The organism is Bacillus sp. LL01, from assembly GCF_001037965.1.
In genome coordinates this window covers 451159-467680 of record NZ_LFEL01000004.1, presented here as the reverse complement: position 1 = coordinate 467680, position 16522 = coordinate 451159, and the positions used below count along the sequence as shown (strand labels likewise).

The window sequence follows — 16522 nt, the reverse complement described above, 5'->3', positions numbered from 1 at the left end:
ATGATAACGGATGATAATTTTCAGTTGGTGGCAGAAGATGGCGCAGTATATGATATGGCGGCAGACTACGACGTACTCGTTCGGTCGCTCACCGTTCCGTCGCCAAAACTACGTTACTTTTACGAAAAGGTAGAAAGTCGCGCGGGCTATGTCGCGATAGGTAAGACGATGGATGACCGGACAATTACCGCCGAATGCTCGATGTTCGCGGTAGATAACAAAGACTACGCGCTTTTGCGCAATGAAATATATCGCTTGTTTTTGACGCATGAAAAAGTATATCTTGTCACCGCAAAAGAGCCGGGCAAACGCTTTTTAGTAAACTTGGCGAACGAATTGTCGATGTCGCGGCTAGGTTCTTACGGGCAGTTTTCGCTGACGCTAGATTGTCCGACACCGTTCGCAGAATCGACCGGCACGACCGCCGACCCGCTAACATTTGACGCGGAACTATGGCAACTCGGGCAAGGGTTAACGGCGGACGACGTAGCATACACGCATAGCACGGCGCAATTTCAGATTTACAATGCGGGCGACATTGCGATTGATCCGCGCGAGCTACCGCTTAAAATAACGTTCACGGGCGCCAGCACCAACTTGCGAATCCGCAATCTAACGACGGGCGACGATTGGCAATATACCGGAACGACGAACGCGGGCCAGTCGGTAGTGCTTGACGGCGTGCGGGCGACAAAAAACGGCTTGTCGGTATTCGGCGCGACTAATCGCAAGGTGCTGACTATTGCGCCAGGCTTAAATGATTTCGAAATAACGGGAGCGAGCGGCAGTTTTACTATTGCGTTCGGCTTCCGTTTTTATTATGTGTAAAAGGAGGCGGACAAATGGCGAATTTTAAAAACTTGGGCGTTGCGTTCAACCGCCTATTCCGCAATGACTTAAACGCCAACTTTGACGAAGCAAAGCGCGAATTAAACGTGCAAAAAGGACGCGTCGATAACTTAATCGTAAACGCTCCGCAGCCGAGCGAGGTTGTGGATATTCGCGTAGATGAGGACGGAGTAGAGCACGCGACGGCGCGAGATAGAATTGCGTCGGACGGGGCAAAGGTGGCGGAACAGTTTGCGGACGTGGGTGCGCAATTGGAACAAAACGAACTGCAAATCGGGGTTGTCGCCACCGACTTAGAGCAACGATCAGTTAATGTGAAGATGTTAGGAGCAGTAGGAGATGAAATTGCGGATGATACTAACGCCTTTCAAACCGCATTTAATTTAGCGAAGGTGTCTCCGATTCGTGTTTTTGTACCAAAAGGCAGGTATAAGCTAACACAAAGATTAAGTATTTTTTCAAACACACAAATAGATATGCAAGAAGGGGCGGTATTGGTTCGTCATCACAACACTTCCATTATAATGAATGGAGAAGTTGGCGATGAGTATTATGGATATGACGGAAACGGAAATATCGCCATAACAGGTGGGGCTTTCGATGGAAATGTTGGGATGTTTAATGCTAATGGATTCAATCACATCGAACTAAATCACGGGACTACATTCCGTTTTAGAGACATCACATTTAAGGATACGCTGAATGCGCACGCTTTTGATTTAAATGGATTGCGTGATGTAATCATTGAAGGATGCAGATTCTTAGGATTTCAGGACTTAACGAACGGTAGTCGAGATTTCTCAGAAGCTATCCAAATATCTCGTTCTACTCAGGGAGGTTTCCATCCGTTTGGTGCGTACGACCACACACCGTGCCGTGATATCACTGTGAGGAGTTGCTATTTTGGAGGTAGCGATACACCGAACATGCAACCTTGGGCAGTTGGCGTTGGAGAGCACGGAGCCACTTATGATATTTTTTCAGAGAATATCCATGTTATTGGTAATACCTTCGAAGGTTGTACTTATGCAGGTATAAGGTGTATGAAATTTAATGATGTGTTTATAACAAACAATTTGTTTTTAAATACGAGGTCAGGGATAGCTTTATCCAATACCGCGCCAAACACAAATTCTTCTAAAGATGTAAATGGAGTTGAGCGGGGGGCGCAATCAGGGAAAAATTACACCATATCCCACAACATTTTTCGCAATGTCGAGTCTGATATAATTTACGCAGCAGGGCAAACAAACACTCCGGATAACGTAAAGAAACTAACAAATGTAATTATTGTTGGTAATGTAGTAGATAATCCATCAAATTCTAACACCGCTTCATTTAGGCTACGTTGGATTGATGGTTTGTTTGTGGCGAACAATCGTATAAAAGGTTTAAATCGCGGGTTTGAAAATTGGTATCTTTCTAATGTAAAAATCAACAACAACCTCATTTCTGATTGTCAATTGGAGGGAATATATTTCACCGAACCCGAAACCAGCTTTCGTAATCTAAATCATACGAAAGATATTGAAATAACTAACAATACCATTAGAGATACTCGTAGGTCTGGGGTATTTTTAGAGTGGGCGAATGGGTTTAAAGTTAATGAGAACCAACTAGAAAACACAGGAAGTGAAACAGATAACACTAGAGTAGCGATTAATATTGCGTCTTCTTCACAAAACGGCGTTCTGCGCGGGAATAAAAATCGGTCTGGAAGTAATCGGAACAGTCATGGTATAGGTGTGACAGGTACTTGTGTTAATATTCAAGTGCATGACAACGATTTGGAGGGAGCAACAGGTCGAATTAATTTAGCATCCGTACCCACGATTTTTGAAGGATATTACACATACGCGCCAAACGGTACTAGATACAGAGTGACCATAAACAACTCCGGAGCGCCAGTATATACCCAAGCATAAAAACAGCAACCAATTAACGGTTGCTGTTTACTAATTCTAAAACACGGTCTAATTTTTTGTGTATTTCGTTAATTTCCTTAATGATAGACTCATTGGAATTTAAAGATATTTCATTTTTTCCTGTAATAACATGAAGCTTTTTAAGGAAATCGTAGTAAAATTCTTTGTTGAAGTGCAAGAAAAATCTGCCCCAAGGGTGATTATCAACTAATCTGTAATCACCTTTAGTCATATCTAAAGTAATTACTTCGTATTTACTTGATATGTATGATTCCATTTCTCTTACTAGATTATTGATTAATTCAACATCGATAGCTCTATAATTACCCGTTTGACTTAATCTAATAGTCTGATTGTCTTTTGTAATAAGAGTATCCATAAAATCATTTATATTTATAACAATTTTACAGTTAGGCAAGTTTTGCTTCAAAAATACAAAGAGTTTATCTACACTTTCTCTCCATAATGTCATATAGCTTTCTTTGTCGGACTCCAAATCAAATTGCTTAACTTGGGTTTTTATTGCTTTATAGTAGTCCGTTTTCCACAATTTATTACGATTGTTGGTGAGATATTGGTTTTCGCCAACTTGAATACAACCGTAATAAACGTCACCAAAGAAATCTAAAATTAGATACTCAGGCTTTCTGTCTACTAAGTTAGTAAGAAATTCTTTAGTGAATTCAGTTTTTATTTGCCAAGTGTCGTAAGGTCTGCTTAGTGTGGTATCTTGTGGGTTATATGGTATAGGTTCTGACATCAAACTTATTAGTGATGCTTGGTTCTGATGCACAATGCAATCGTACTGACTTTTGTAATTCGGATTAAAAGTAGAATTGAAATTGTCGCGAGTGACACAAGACCCCAGCACGCCAATTTTCGTTATATTTGACATTTTTTTGTTCCCCCTCTATATGGATAATAACAAAGAGATATATAGATGGCAATTAGATAATTGAAAGAGATTTCTTAACGAGAAACACGAAACCAACTCGCAATCAGGCATCGCCACCATCGGCGGTGTCTTTTTTGCGTATAAAAACGCACATAAAAACGGAAAGGAGGCGGTACTTTGCTAACGATAACGGACTTACTCGGCAATACCGAAGCCCTCACCGACTATAAAGACCTCGCCATCAAGCGCCGCATAAACGGCGAGCGGTCGCTATCCTTCTTACTTATCGCGACTGACCGCAACGCGCACGCATTCGATTTAGTCTCCGAGGAATCTATCGCGGAGTATAACGACGTGCAATACCGCATCAAGCTCGTCGAGGAACGCAATCTCGGCAATCGATCGGTAAAGCGCGTGCAGGCGCATCACGTATTCTTCGACTTAATCGACGTTCACAAATACGAAACGTTTAGCGGTCAGCGTACGCTCGGCAATATCTTAAATTGGACGCTAGCCGACACGGGCTACTCGCATACAGTCATCGGCACATTCGCGTCGCAAGAATTCGAAAACTTCGGCGACGATAACGTGCTGGCGCTCTTGCAAACGATACTCACTCGCTACGGCGCGGAAATACAAATCGCTGGCACGCATCTTACTTTTCGCGCGAAGATAGGCGTTACGACCGACATGCAGTTACGCTACCGCCACAACGTCAAAACGATAAGCAAAAGCATTGATTCCTCGAAGCTATCCACGTATATTCGCGGATATGGGGCGGAAGGTATCGAGGCGGAATATACGAGTTCTAACGCGGAAATCTTCGGCATTCGCGACGCAAAGCCGGTGCGTGACGAAAGGTACACGACAGAGGCGGGCTTGCTCGAACGCCTGCAGCGCGACCTAATCGACGAGCCAGAACTAAGCATCACGGCAGAATACGCGGAACTGAAACGCGCGGGCTTCACGTATGAGCAATTCGATTTGGGCGACGAAATCTACGTTATCTACGAACCGATGGGCGTGGACGTAATGGCGCGCATTGTGGAGTACGAAGAGTATCCGGAACAGCCCGACGCAACGAGAATCACGCTTGCCAACTTTCGCAAAAATGCTAGCGATATTTTAGCGGACTTTGGGCGCGTAAGCAAGGACGTAGCGGACTTATTCGAAGGCAAGAAGCGCCTACCATACAACGCGCTAGACGAAGCGGTCAGGCGAGCGACAGAGGCGCTACAAAGCGCGCAGACGGAGCTCGAATTCGAAAACGGCATAATCGCGCGCAGTAAAATAAATCCGAATCACCTCGTGCTATTTAATTCGGCGGGCGTGGGCGTGAGTGTCGACGGCGGTCAAACGTTCCGCACGGCGATGACTGGCGAAGGATTTGTGGCGGATTTAATTACGACCGGCACGATGTTGGCTGACCGCATACAAGGCGGTCTTTTTACGTTGGGCGGGCCGGCGAACGGTAACGGACGTATGCAGGTGCTTGACGCGGACGGCGAGTTGATTGCGGACTTAGATGCGGAGCAGCGCGGATTTAGCGGCGATTTGTACGTGCAAAATCTTATTTCGCCTACCGTCGTCAATTACGGGTCGAGCGATTTGACGTTTTACGTGTCAGACCAAAACGAGCCGAACGATAACAACGACGGTCTTACTTGGTCCACGCCACTCGCGACTATTAACGAAGCATTAAGGCGCATACCGCTGTTTTACGATGGTCAGGCGACTATTAATTTGCGGAATGGTGGAACGTTTTACGGCGATATTACCTTCCGTGGATTTATAGGGCGAGGAAAGGTAACCGTCGACGGCTTGAGTCAAACCACGAAGGTAGTCGGAAACGTATTCGCAGCGTGTAACATATTGACATTCGAAATTAAACGTTTAACGCTAAATGCGCGTAGCTCTAGTTATGCGGCGGTATCATCCGTTCAAAATACGTATGCTATATTCCGCGATTTACAGGTTTTCGGAAATGGCGCTAGTTTTGGAATAGATTTTATGCAAAGCGGATATGGCGAGGTAATAAATAGCGGTGTGCATAACGTAGAGGTTGCCGTTTCTGGGCGATATGGAGCAACAGCGCATCTTATGACGGTTAGCGGAAAAGGTTCCGTGCGTGGTGTATATGCGTATGCGGGCTATGTCGTAGGGACAGGTCAAGCGCCGGAGGGTGGCGTTTCTAACCAAGCGGAACAATTAGGTGGGAAAATTCACGCAACCTTCACTTATCCGACAACAACGCCGGTAACGCCGCCGTCAGCACCGGAAACAAAAAACACGTGGAGTTCAACGGGCAGTCCAAAAGGCGATGCTTGGCGGCCACAGTTTGGCGGGCAATGGTGGAACGACGGTAGCGTAGTGCAAGGCGGATGGGGCGGACTCGGCGCGTATTCGGGATTATGGTTATTCGGATCAGCGCCTTCTAACGCGGTCACCGGCAAAACGATTAAGTCGATGCGCTTATACGTCGAACGGAAAGCAGGCGGTAATAGCGGAAACGTTAACGTCACTTTCCGACCACACACGTACACGTCGCGACCAAGCGGACAGCCGTCTTACCAATCGCCGAGCACGCAAGCCGGATTCTCCGTCGGCACGAAGAAGTGGATTACGATACCGAGCTCGTTCTATGCCGGCTTCCAAAACGGCACGACGAAAGGAATCGGAATTTACGTCAATTCGACAAGCACGTCCAACTACGCCAAGTTTAACGTAGACGCGCGCCTGGAAATCACGTACGCATAAGGAGGCGGAATAATGAAACTCGTATTATACGCGGAAAGCAACGCAGTCCTTGAGGTAATCGAGGACTTGCGCGACATAGAGGTCGAAGCCGACGCAGTTACATGGCGCGATGGTTCTTTGCGCGGAATCAAGGCGCAATATATAATCGTGCCGGACGATGCGGAAGTTGGCGCGGAAGTGTCGGCGGAATTAATCGCGCAAGACCAAGCGGAGCAATTCCGCAAGATAGACTTGGCGGAGGAAAATCGCCAGTTGAAAGAGCGCCTAGACTTTACGGAACTGGCGCTAATTAACGTTATGGATATGATGTAACTCGGAAAGGAGGCGGTTACTTTTTACGGATTCATTTTAAACATGTGGGCATCCGGAAAGATAACGGAAACTCAAGTACGCAGCTATGCGGTTAAAGGGTTTATTACGGCAGAAGAGGCGGACCAAATCCTCGCAACTCCGCAACAATAGCATTTAGCGAATGCGGAAGGGAGGCGGAAACATGACGGAACCGAGCGGCCACGAACTGAACGAAAAGATAGCGGACATTCGCGAATGGTTAGTGCGGATTGATACGAAAATGGATATGATGTCGGATATTAAGTATCGCGCGGAAAGAGCGGAAGAGAAGGCGGACTTTGCGGAAGTGAAGGCGAGCAAGGCGTTATCACTCGCGGAGCAGAATCGCGATGACATCGTAGAAATGAAAGTGAATACGAAGTGGGTTTGGGGCGTTATGCTGACCGGATTAGGGATAATCGTGGCGGTAGTAGCGCTTTTTATATAAGCCAGTTGGCGGCCGCTGGGTTGAACATTTGACGGATGGACAAACGCGACCGCCAACCTTAACGTAATTATACAACGAAAGGGAGCGGATAAGCAATGACGAAGTTAATAGTGCTGGACGCAGGTCACGGACCGGAAACGCCAGGCAAACGAACGCCCGACGGAATGAGGGAATACGAATTCAACCGCGTGGTCGCTAACTACGCCAAAGCGGAACTCGAGCAATACGAAGACGTGGCGGTCATGTTCACGCATTCCGATGCGCGCGATGTGCAGTTAAAAGAGCGGACGGATGCCGCGAACAAAGCCAACGCCGACATGCTCGTATCTATTCACGCGAACGCATTCGGCAATGGCGGTTGGAGAAACGACGTGGCGGGTATCGAGACGTTTTCTTGGGATGGTCACTCGCCGAACGGTGATCGATTGGCGGCGCTCTTGCAGGCGGAACTAATCGCGGCAACCAAACGCCCGAACCGAGGCGCGAAGAAGGCGAATTTCCATATGCTGCGCGAATTTAACAAGGCGAGCGCGCTAGTCGAGTGCGGATTTATGACGAACCAAACGGAAGCGGCGCTTTTGAAAACGGACGCATACCGTAAAACGTGTGCGGTTGCTATTGCGACGGGAATCGCGAAATACTTCGGGCTAAAGCGCAAGCCAGCACCAAAGCCGAAACCGGCGGTTAATCCGAATGTATTTTATCGCGTAGTGACCGGCTCATTTAACGATAAAGAGAACGCGGAGCAACGCATGGCGGACTTGAAAAAGGCGGGCTTCGACTCGTTCTTGCTTGCGGAGGTGAAGAAGTAATGGCGAACAAATGGCGGAATCACGGGCTATGGGTGGCGCTTGCTAGTGCGGTATTGCTTGCGGCGCAGTCAATCGGCGCATTAATAGGCTACGAGATTACGAACGAATGGATTGCCGACGTCATGGTGGCGGTGAACTCCTTGCTTGCGGTGCTGGTCGTGCTTGGCGTAATAAGCAATCCGGCGAGCGGGCGCGGATTTATTGACGAAGATGGCGAACGCCCTTTATTATAGAAGAAAGTCGTCCGACTAACCGCGGGCGATTCTTTTTTTACATAACTGCGGAAATTATTTCGCGAAAATACTTGCGCGTTTCGCCAAAATCTGATATATTAATACATGTTCGCAACATAATCGTGCGAAGTTGCTTGATTATACGCTTGTCTAACGTGTTAGTACGTTAGGTGTCCGTAGGAATCGACGGTAATACTCCGACATGGTTTTAAGTTTAACGACTCAAAATCGTGTTCCTCTGGAGTGCCGGTTCGACCCCGGCCACCGGTACTAATTTTATAGACAAGTTTTCGAACTTGTCTATGCGGGTGTAGTTTAGTGGTAAAACCTCAGCCTTCCAAGCTGATGATGAGAGTTCGATTCTCTTCACCCGCTCCATACATAACTTCTCAAGACTTCAACCGTTTGGTTGGAGTCTTTTTTGTACATAAGAAATTCATACTATTCCTTTATATAATTGTAAAGCACTAAAAAGCCACAAAGAATCTTACTTCTTTGTGGCTTTTTAATTTATTTTATTCTTGTTCTGTTAGCATTGCAATTCCTTTTTCAAGTTCCTTTAATACGTCTGGATCTTTTTCTGTTTTCTGGTGGTTTTTCAGTGACTCCAAGGCTTGTATATCTCCAATTTTACCGATTGCCCAAGCTGCTGTTCCCCTTATTACCGGACGAGGGTCGTTCTTTAACAAACTTAACAGATCAGGGATAGCTGTAGTATCTTTATAGTGAGCCAGCGCAATAATGGCATTCCGCTGTATAGGTTTTTTTCCTCGCCAAGATCCGGAAATTTTACCGAAGTTCTCTTTAAAGTCCCGGTTAGAAATGGTCAGAAGGGGCTTAAGTTTCGGTTTGACTATTTCAGGATCAGGTTCCATTTCAGGATGGAGATGAAAATCTTTGCCCTTATTTTCCGGACATACGGTCTGGCAGGTGTCACAGCCATATAGTCTGTTTCCGAGCTTTGTACGGTACTCTTCTGCAAGGAATCCTTTAGTTTGAGTTAGGAAGGCGATGCATTTATTTGAATCGAGTTGTCCACCTTGAACGAGTGCTCCAGTAGGACAAACTTCCACACATTTATTACAGGTCCCACAGTTGTCCTCAAGGGGAGTATCAGGTTCAAATGGTATAGTGGTAATCATTTCTCCCAAGTACACGTAGGAGCCGAATTCAGGCGTTATAATGGCACAGTTTTTTCCGCTCCATCCAATACCTGATCGCTCTGCAACCGCCCTGTCACTCAGCTCTCCGGTATCTACCATCGATTTCATTATTGCACCGGGGGACTTTTCTTTTATATAACTCTCCAAAAGTCTGAGTTTCTCCCGTAATATGTCATGGTAATCGGTTCCCCAGGATGCTCGACAGAAAATTCCACGTCTTTCTTCCCGGGTGCTACGTGGAGCATCTTTCATTTTGGAGGGGTAGGCAAGGGCGATGGCAATGATGCTTTTGGCCGTTGGTACCAAAACTTCAGGGCTGGTGCGTTTTTCGATGTCCGGTTCTTCAAATCCGGATTGGTAGCCAAAGTCCTGTTGAGTTTTGAGACGTTCTTTAAGGCTGGTGAATACTCCAGCGCTTGCGAAACCGATTTTATCGATACCGATCTGTTTGCTGTAGGCTATAATATCTTCTTTTAACCTCTTGTTTTCCTCATTCAATGTGAACACCTCCTTTGTTTTAAATTTCGTTTTATTTAGAACCAACCTATATTTTATCATATTTTTATGTTTGGTTATTTTCTTTGATATATCTAATTATATCCATTTTAGTTGGGGGTAAAAAACCGTTTACGCGATTAAAGGTTTAAGGAAGAGGGACGGGTATATATGATACAATTACCATAATAATGAAAAGAAAGGGTGAAGTAGTTGTGAGAGTATCGGTTCGCGAAGAGGTTTCAGAAAGAGTGAAGTCTTCCAAATACGGTGTCGTCATTTATAAGGATATTACAGTCGGTTCGTCCCCACAGATGTTGAAAGGAAGAATCCGTCTTTATCAAGAATCGCTTCATTTGGATTTGGAAGAAAAGGACATGAAGGATATACCTGGGGTGGCGGAATGGCGGTCTATTTTTAAGCAGACCGGAACGGATCCATCAAGGTATCGTCCTTCTATTGAAGCGTTGTACCGCCGAATCAAAAAAGGGCAGTTTCTTGAACCATTCAATTCGGCAGTCGATTTAAACAACTTCTTCTCACTGAAATATGAAATTCCCTTAGGTATTTATGATTCAAGTAAGACTGTCGGCGATGTTGAGATTGCTGTTGGGGATGAAACGGCAAGATATGAAGGTTTGAATGGACGCGAGATTAAATTACATAAAATGCTACACACGAGTGATGGGGAAGGTCCGTTCGGTAGTCCATTTGTCGATAGTCGCAGAACAGCAGTTACAGAGGAAACTACTTCCGCCTTGCATGTCGTGTATTTCAAGCCTTCGATGGACGTTAGGGAATGTGAGGAGATGCTCGCAGCAATCAGTGAGATGTTTCTCCAGGTTCATGGTGGGACGAGTGAGTCTTGGGTTTTGGATTAAAAAGTAGGTAATTAGGTTTGCCTGCTTTTCTTAATAATGTATTATGGGAGTGTTGTGGATGAGTGTGATGATGAAGGAGCGTTTGGAGCCAGGTGAGTTGAAGTTATTAAGGATACTGAAGGCACGCGCAGGTCAGGTGGATGAAAGTCATTTTTGGAATCTGGAAAAAGGTTACCTGGGAGAGCTTTTGTTTGATGAATGGTTTTCGAGCATGGATGGTGAATGGATTGTGGTGAATGATCTGCTGCTGGAGCATGGTGGCACTTTGTTTCAGATTGACTCACTGGTGATCGGAGCTGATAAGATCTATCTGTTTGAAGTGAAAAATTTCGAAGGGGATTACTATATAGATGGTGACAAATGGTTCTCTATTAATAAATTTGAAATTAAAAGCCCTCTGTTGCAGTTACAGCGCTGTGAAACAACATTAAGGCAACTTCTTAGAAGCCTCGGATTTCAATCCCCCATAGAATCCACCCTCATTTTTATTAACCCCGAGTTTACCCTATATAATTGTTCACCTAATTTACCAATAGTGTTTTATTCCCAGATGAATCGATACACTAAGAAGTTACTGAAGCAATCGTCTAGTTCTGGAAGATTAAATGCAAGACACACCCGTTTGGCCGAGAAGTTGTGTGAGTTGCATGTGGAGAAATCGCCGTATGATCGGCTGCCCGAGTATAGGTATGATGAGTTGAGGAAGGGGATTGTTTGTGCGGGGTGTGGGGGAATGGGGGTAATGGTATCAAGGAATTTTCTAGGATGCAGGAATTGTTCTTATTCCGAAAGAGTAGAAATTGGTATATTAAGAAGTATTAAGGAATATATGTCTCTTTTTAATACTAACACTTGTACAAGTAAATTGATTTATGATTGGTGTGGGATGATTTGTTCCAAAAAAATGATTAAAAGAATACTAGGTCAAAACTATATATTAGTTGGTCATGGGAAATCTGCATGCTATGTATCATATGAAATCACAAAAAAGACTAAGGGAGAGACACCAGAACTCATAGGAGGTCAATGAATCCCGAAAATAGAAGCGGAGAAGAAAAGCGGGACTCATAGGAGGTCAATGAAGCCCGAAAATAGAAGCAGAGAAGAAAAGTGGGACTCATAGGTGGTCAATGAAGCCCGAAAATAGAAGCGGAGAAGAAAAGCGGGACTCATAGGAGGTCAATGAAGCCCGAAAATAGAAGCGGAGAAGAAAAGCGGGACTCATAGGAGGTCAATGAAGCCCGAAAATAGAAGCGGAGAAGAAAAGTGGGACTCATAGGAGGTCAATGAAGCCCGAAAATAGAAGCGGAGAAGAAAAGCGGGACTCATAGGAGGTCAATGAATCCCGAAAATAGAAGCGGAGAAGAAAAGCGGGACACATAGGAGGTCAATGAAGCCCGAAAATAGAAGCGGAGAAGAAAAGCGGGACTCATAGGAGGTCAATGAAGCCCGAAAATAGAAGTGGAGAAGAAAAGCGGGTCTCATAGGTGGTCAATGAAGCTCGAAAATAGAAGCGGAGAAGAAAAGTGGGACTCTTAGGAGGTCAATGAAGCCCGAAAATAGAAGCGGAGAAGAAAAGTGGGACTCATAGGAGGTCAATGAAGCCCGAAAATAGAAGCGGAGAAGAAAAGCGGGACTCATAGGAGGTCAATGAAGCCCGAAAATAGAAGCGGAGAAGAAAAGCGGGACTATAGGAGGTCAATGAAGCCTGAAAATAGAAGGTACGAAGAAATGCGCAAGAAAGTAAAGGAATGATTACCTTAAGTACTTCTAGAAAAACCCAAGCCTAATTACCTCAACCACTTTCACAAAAAACCACCCACCCCAAACAACAAACCCAAGCCCCCCACATAAACATATCTACAAGGACCATTACCCAGAGGAGGGGCACGCCTATGAGAGAGAAGCTTAAAGCACACATTCAAGACCGCCTCGACACCTATGTTTTCAAAAGTAAGCAAACAAGCAGGGCCATCATCAACCACGACACCATCACCCAAAAGCAGGAAACTCACAAAAGAAGAGGAGCAGAAATAGTCAAATGCACTGCGTCAGCAAGAATCCATTCTATCCACGAGGATGAACAGCAGGGGGAAGCTAATGTTTTCTACGAAGTTCATATCCGGTACCTCATCAAGCAAAGAGACAATCTTTATCTGGAGGAGGAAGCAGATCAGCGATACGCGCAGTGGATTGACGGAGAGCTTAAGCAGGATTTCTCCTTGCAAGATGAAGGGGATATGACATCGCCGAGGTTTATCCCTCCGCAAGAGGAAGACGAACAGCACCAACAAGAACTCCGCTTTAAGTTTAGCCGTATGGAAGCGGTCAGGTATGCGGAACAGTATTGGAACAGCTACAATCCGCAGTTCAAGAAGTTCGAGGTGAACTGTACCAACTACATTTCGCAATGTCTTTATGCTGGAGGGGCGCCGATGGTGGGCTATCCCAAAAAATCTGGTGGCTGGTGGATGCGGAATAATGATTGGAGTTATACTTGGACAGTGGCGCATGCCCTAAGGTGGTATCTACCTAGCGCAAAGCAGGGTTTGAAAGCGAAAGAGGTGACAAGTGTCGCGCAACTCATGCCGGGTGATGTAATCTGCTATGATTTTGAAGGAGATGGACGTTTCGACCATAATACGATTGTGGTGGCGAAGGATGAGAACGGGGAGCCGCTAGTCAATGCGAACACGTATAATTCTCGGATGAGGTATTGGAAGTACGAGGATTCGACAGCTTACACACCGAATATTAAATATAAATTTTTCCACATTCTGGACCGCAATTAGATACTTGATTCCCTTACGATAAAAAGGTATTGTTGTAGAGGATGAAAGTGAAAGAAAGAAATATGAGGTGACGATTGTGGGATTACATGTGGTATTATATCAACCAGAGATTCCAGCAAATACAGGTAATATTGCTAGGACTTGTGCAGCTACGAATACAACGCTTCATTTAATTAGACCGCTCGGGTTCTCGACGGATGATAAGATGTTAAAGCGTGCGGGGCTTGATTATTGGGAATTTGTGAACGTGGTCTACTATGATTCGTTGGATGAATTGTTTGAGAAAAATAAAGAGGCGGACTTCTTCTATATTACGAAGTTCGGGATGAAGCCGCATACTTCATTTGATTATAGCAAGTTGGATAAGGACTATTTCTTTGTGTTCGGGAGAGAGACAACAGGGCTTCCTAAGGATCTGATCCAAAATAATCTGGACCAGTGCCTGCGCTTGCCGATGACGACAAATGTAAGATCATTGAATCTTTCCAACACGGCTGCGATATTAATATACGAAGCATTGCGTCAACAGGACTACCCGAATCTTTCGTTAGAGTTTCCTAAAGAATAGGTGAAAAAATAGAAGCCCTCCATTTCAAGTAAAGGATGAAATGGAGGGCTTCTTTATTTATGCAGATTACTTTTTACGTGTACCTGGACGCTCGTTGTATCCAGCAGTGAAAATGGCTGTAAGGAATGCAATGCATACACCTAGAATTAAGATGCCTGTTGTACCCATCTTTGTTTTCCTCCTTATGTAAGGTTAGTTCTTGTAAGCATACTATTTATATTATAGCCCAACGGACAGGTTATGTGAATGAAATGTGTGGATAATTTTTGACAGAGTGATTTTTTGAAGCCCTCTTAAAAAAAGCATGTTTCACTTCCGTGGCGCATAGAGTATATTAATCACGCAATCACGACTCTTGAAGCTGTAATAAAAGGGGAGGTCCTTATGGATATTTTACGTAAAATTGAAAAGTATCGGGAAGAAGAACAGAGGCTGAAGTGGGAAGGAACCTTCGGGCAGTACTTGGAAATTTTAAAAAAGGAACCTTGGGTAGCTCAATCCGCACATTCACGGGTTTACAATATGATCAAAGATGCTGGGGTAGAAGAGGTCAATGGGCAGCGAAAGTATAAATTCTTTAGCAATGCCCTTTTTGGTTTAGAAGAAGCATTGGAGCGGCTGGTGGAGGAGTATTTCCATCCTGCAGCCAAACGTTTGGATGTCAGAAAGAGGATTCTTTTGTTGATGGGGCCGGTTAGTGGCGGTAAATCCACGCTGGTTACTATTCTTAAACGTGGACTAGAGCTGTACACTCATACGGATAGAGGAGCAGTGTATGCCATAAAAGGTTGTCCGATGCATGAAGATCCTCTTCACTTGATTCCGCACCATCTAAGAGAAGATTTTTACAATGAGTATGGTGTGAGAATAGAAGGCAATCTGTCTCCATTAAATATGATGAGACTGGAAAAAGAGTATGGGGGTCGCCTTGAGGATGTATTGGTGGAGCGCATTTTCTTATCTGAAAACCAGCGTGTCGGAATTGGAACATTCAGTCCATCCGATCCTAAATCCCAGGATATCGCGGATCTTACGGGAAGTATTGACTTTTCTACTATTGCGGAGTTTGGGTCCGAGTCGGATCCACGTGCATACCGTTTTGATGGAGAATTGAACAAGGCGAATCGGGGAATGATGGAATTCCAGGAGATGTTGAAGTGTGATGAGAAATTCTTGTGGCATCTATTATCTTTAACACAGGAAGGGAATTTCAAAGCTGGTAGGTTCGCGCTTATCAGTGCGGATGAGCTCATTGTGGCGCATACGAATGAAACCGAGTATCGCTCCTTCATTTCCAATAAAAAGAATGAAGCCCTGCATTCGCGGATTATTGTGATGCCGGTTCCATATAATCTAAGACTGTCGGAAGAAGAGAGAATTTATGAAAAGATGATTAACGAGAGTGATGTGGCAAACGTTCATATTGCGCCGCACACGTTGAGAGTCGCTGCGATGTTTACGATCCTCACCCGTCTGAAAGAGGCGAAGCGGGGAGATATTGACCTTGTGAAGAAAATGCGTCTATATGATGGGGAGTCGGTGGAAGGCTTTAACTCTGTAGATGTTCAAGAGCTAAAGAAAGAATATGCAGATGAAGGGATGAGCGGGATTGATCCGCGTTATGTCATCAACCGGATTTCGTCCACGATCATTCGTAAAGAGATTCCTTCCATCAATTCCCTTGATGTCCTTCGTTCTTTAAAAGAAGGCTTGGATCAGCATGCATCCATATCCAATGAGGATAGAGAGAGATTCTTGAACTTTATATCGGTGGCGAGAAAAGAATATGATAATATTGCGAAGAAGGAAGTCCAGAAAGCATTTGTGTATTCTTATGAAGAGTCTGCGAAAACATTGATGGATAACTACCTAGATAATGTGGAGGCCTATTGTAACAAGGCGAAGCTAAGGGACCCTCTCACTGGGGAAGAGATGAGTGCCGACGAGAAATTGATGCGTTCCATCGAAGAGCAGATCGGTATCTCCGAGAATGCGAAAAAGGCATTCCGTGAAGAGATTCTGATCAGAATTTCCGCATATGCGCGCAAAGGGAAGCGGTTTGACTACAATTCCCATGAGCGTCTGAGAGAAGCCATCCAGAAGAAGCTGTTTGCAGATCTGAAAGACGTTGTGAAGATTACGACGTCCTCTAAAACTCCGGATGAGACACAGTTGAAAAAAATAAATGAAGTGGTAGCAAGATTGGTCGATGAACACGGCTATAACTCCAGTTCAGCCAATGATCTATTGCGTTATGTGGGAAGCTTATTGAATAGATAATAGGAAAAGCAGCGGTCCAAGTGCCGCTGCTTTTTTGCAGCATGAGGTTTGTTTTCCATTATTAAGGGGAACTTATTAGAATAAGAGGTGATTA

At 44.9% G+C, this 16522-nt stretch carries 14 protein-coding genes and 1 tRNA gene; 13 read left to right on the top strand and 2 right to left on the bottom strand.

The features are described 5' to 3' along the window. Together AB685_RS14780 and AB685_RS14775 are read left to right on the top strand one after the other, a co-directional pair. Nucleotides 1–828 (top strand): phage tail family protein, encoded by an 828-nt coding sequence (locus AB685_RS14780; protein ID WP_128755867.1) that lies wholly within the window; start codon nucleotides 1–3, stop codon nucleotides 826–828. A 14-nt stretch (nucleotides 829–842) separates the two neighbouring features. After that, nucleotides 843–2774, top strand: coding sequence for a right-handed parallel beta-helix repeat-containing protein (locus tag AB685_RS14775; protein WP_053073824.1), 1932 nt, complete (start codon nucleotides 843–845; stop codon nucleotides 2772–2774). Between the two features lie 13 nt (nucleotides 2775–2787). Here the strand turns inward: AB685_RS14775 and AB685_RS14770 are convergent, their stop codons facing one another. Beyond that, the gene (locus AB685_RS14770) at nucleotides 2788–3669 is read right to left on the bottom strand and encodes a DUF6270 domain-containing protein (protein ID WP_047971344.1); all 882 of its coding nucleotides are present in this window, start codon (nucleotides 3667–3669) and stop codon (nucleotides 2788–2790) included. Nucleotides 3670–3846: 177 nt separating this feature from the next. Between AB685_RS14770 and AB685_RS29770 the strand changes: the two genes are divergently transcribed. The 6 genes from AB685_RS29770 (at nucleotide 3847) to AB685_RS14740 (ending at nucleotide 8627) form a co-directional block, all read left to right on the top strand. Next, nucleotides 3847–6426: a phage tail protein gene (locus AB685_RS29770; protein WP_053073823.1), complete on the top strand. Its 2580-nt coding sequence runs from the start codon at nucleotides 3847–3849 to the stop codon at nucleotides 6424–6426. 12 nt (nucleotides 6427–6438) lie between these two features. Beyond that, the gene (locus tag AB685_RS14760) at nucleotides 6439–6738 is read left to right on the top strand and encodes a hypothetical protein (RefSeq protein ID WP_047971343.1); all 300 of its coding nucleotides are present in this window, start codon (nucleotides 6439–6441) and stop codon (nucleotides 6736–6738) included. 181 nt (nucleotides 6739–6919) lie between these two features. Then, nucleotides 6920–7204, top strand: coding sequence for a hemolysin XhlA family protein (locus AB685_RS14755; RefSeq protein ID WP_047971342.1), 285 nt, complete (start codon nucleotides 6920–6922; stop codon nucleotides 7202–7204). Nucleotides 7205–7299: 95 nt separating this feature from the next. Then, nucleotides 7300–8016 carry an N-acetylmuramoyl-L-alanine amidase gene (locus AB685_RS14750; protein WP_047971341.1) on the top strand — a complete coding sequence of 239 codons (717 nt, stop codon included), beginning with the start codon at nucleotides 7300–7302 and terminating at the stop codon, nucleotides 8014–8016. Then, complete coding sequence (locus tag AB685_RS14745; RefSeq protein WP_047971340.1) at nucleotides 8016–8249, top strand: phage holin; 234 nt, start codon at nucleotides 8016–8018, stop codon at nucleotides 8247–8249. The genes AB685_RS14750 and AB685_RS14745 overlap by 1 nt, the downstream gene beginning before the upstream one ends. Nucleotides 8250–8553: 304 nt before the next feature. Continuing rightward, nucleotides 8554–8627: transfer RNA gene (locus AB685_RS14740), tRNA-Gly, on the top strand. A 137-nt stretch (nucleotides 8628–8764) separates the two neighbouring features. Here the strand turns inward: AB685_RS14740 and queG are convergent. Continuing rightward, nucleotides 8765–9910, bottom strand: coding sequence for a tRNA epoxyqueuosine(34) reductase QueG (gene queG, locus AB685_RS14735; RefSeq protein ID WP_047971339.1), 1146 nt, complete (start codon nucleotides 9908–9910; stop codon nucleotides 8765–8767). 188 nt (nucleotides 9911–10098) lie between these two features. Between queG and AB685_RS14730 the strand changes: the two genes are divergently transcribed. From AB685_RS14730 to AB685_RS14710, 5 genes are all read left to right on the top strand, one after another. Continuing rightward, nucleotides 10099–10788, top strand: a complete 690-nt coding sequence (locus AB685_RS14730; protein WP_241773296.1) for a phenylalanine--tRNA ligase beta subunit-related protein — start codon at nucleotides 10099–10101, stop codon at nucleotides 10786–10788. A gap of 58 nt (nucleotides 10789–10846) precedes the next feature. Beyond that, complete coding sequence (locus AB685_RS14725) at nucleotides 10847–11818, top strand: nuclease-related domain-containing protein (RefSeq protein ID WP_053073822.1); 972 nt, start codon at nucleotides 10847–10849, stop codon at nucleotides 11816–11818. An 865-nt stretch (nucleotides 11819–12683) separates the two neighbouring features. Then, nucleotides 12684–13580, top strand: coding sequence for an amidase domain-containing protein (locus AB685_RS14720; protein WP_047971338.1), 897 nt, complete (start codon nucleotides 12684–12686; stop codon nucleotides 13578–13580). A gap of 67 nt (nucleotides 13581–13647) precedes the next feature. After that, nucleotides 13648–14148 carry a tRNA (uridine(34)/cytosine(34)/5-carboxymethylaminomethyluridine(34)-2'-O)-methyltransferase TrmL gene (gene trmL / locus AB685_RS14715; RefSeq protein ID WP_128755866.1) on the top strand — a complete coding sequence of 167 codons (501 nt, stop codon included), beginning with the start codon at nucleotides 13648–13650 and terminating at the stop codon, nucleotides 14146–14148. A gap of 384 nt (nucleotides 14149–14532) precedes the next feature. Beyond that, nucleotides 14533–16428 (top strand): PrkA family serine protein kinase, encoded by a 1896-nt coding sequence (locus AB685_RS14710; protein WP_047971336.1) that lies wholly within the window; start codon nucleotides 14533–14535, stop codon nucleotides 16426–16428. Nucleotides 16429–16522 lie beyond the last annotated feature (94 nt).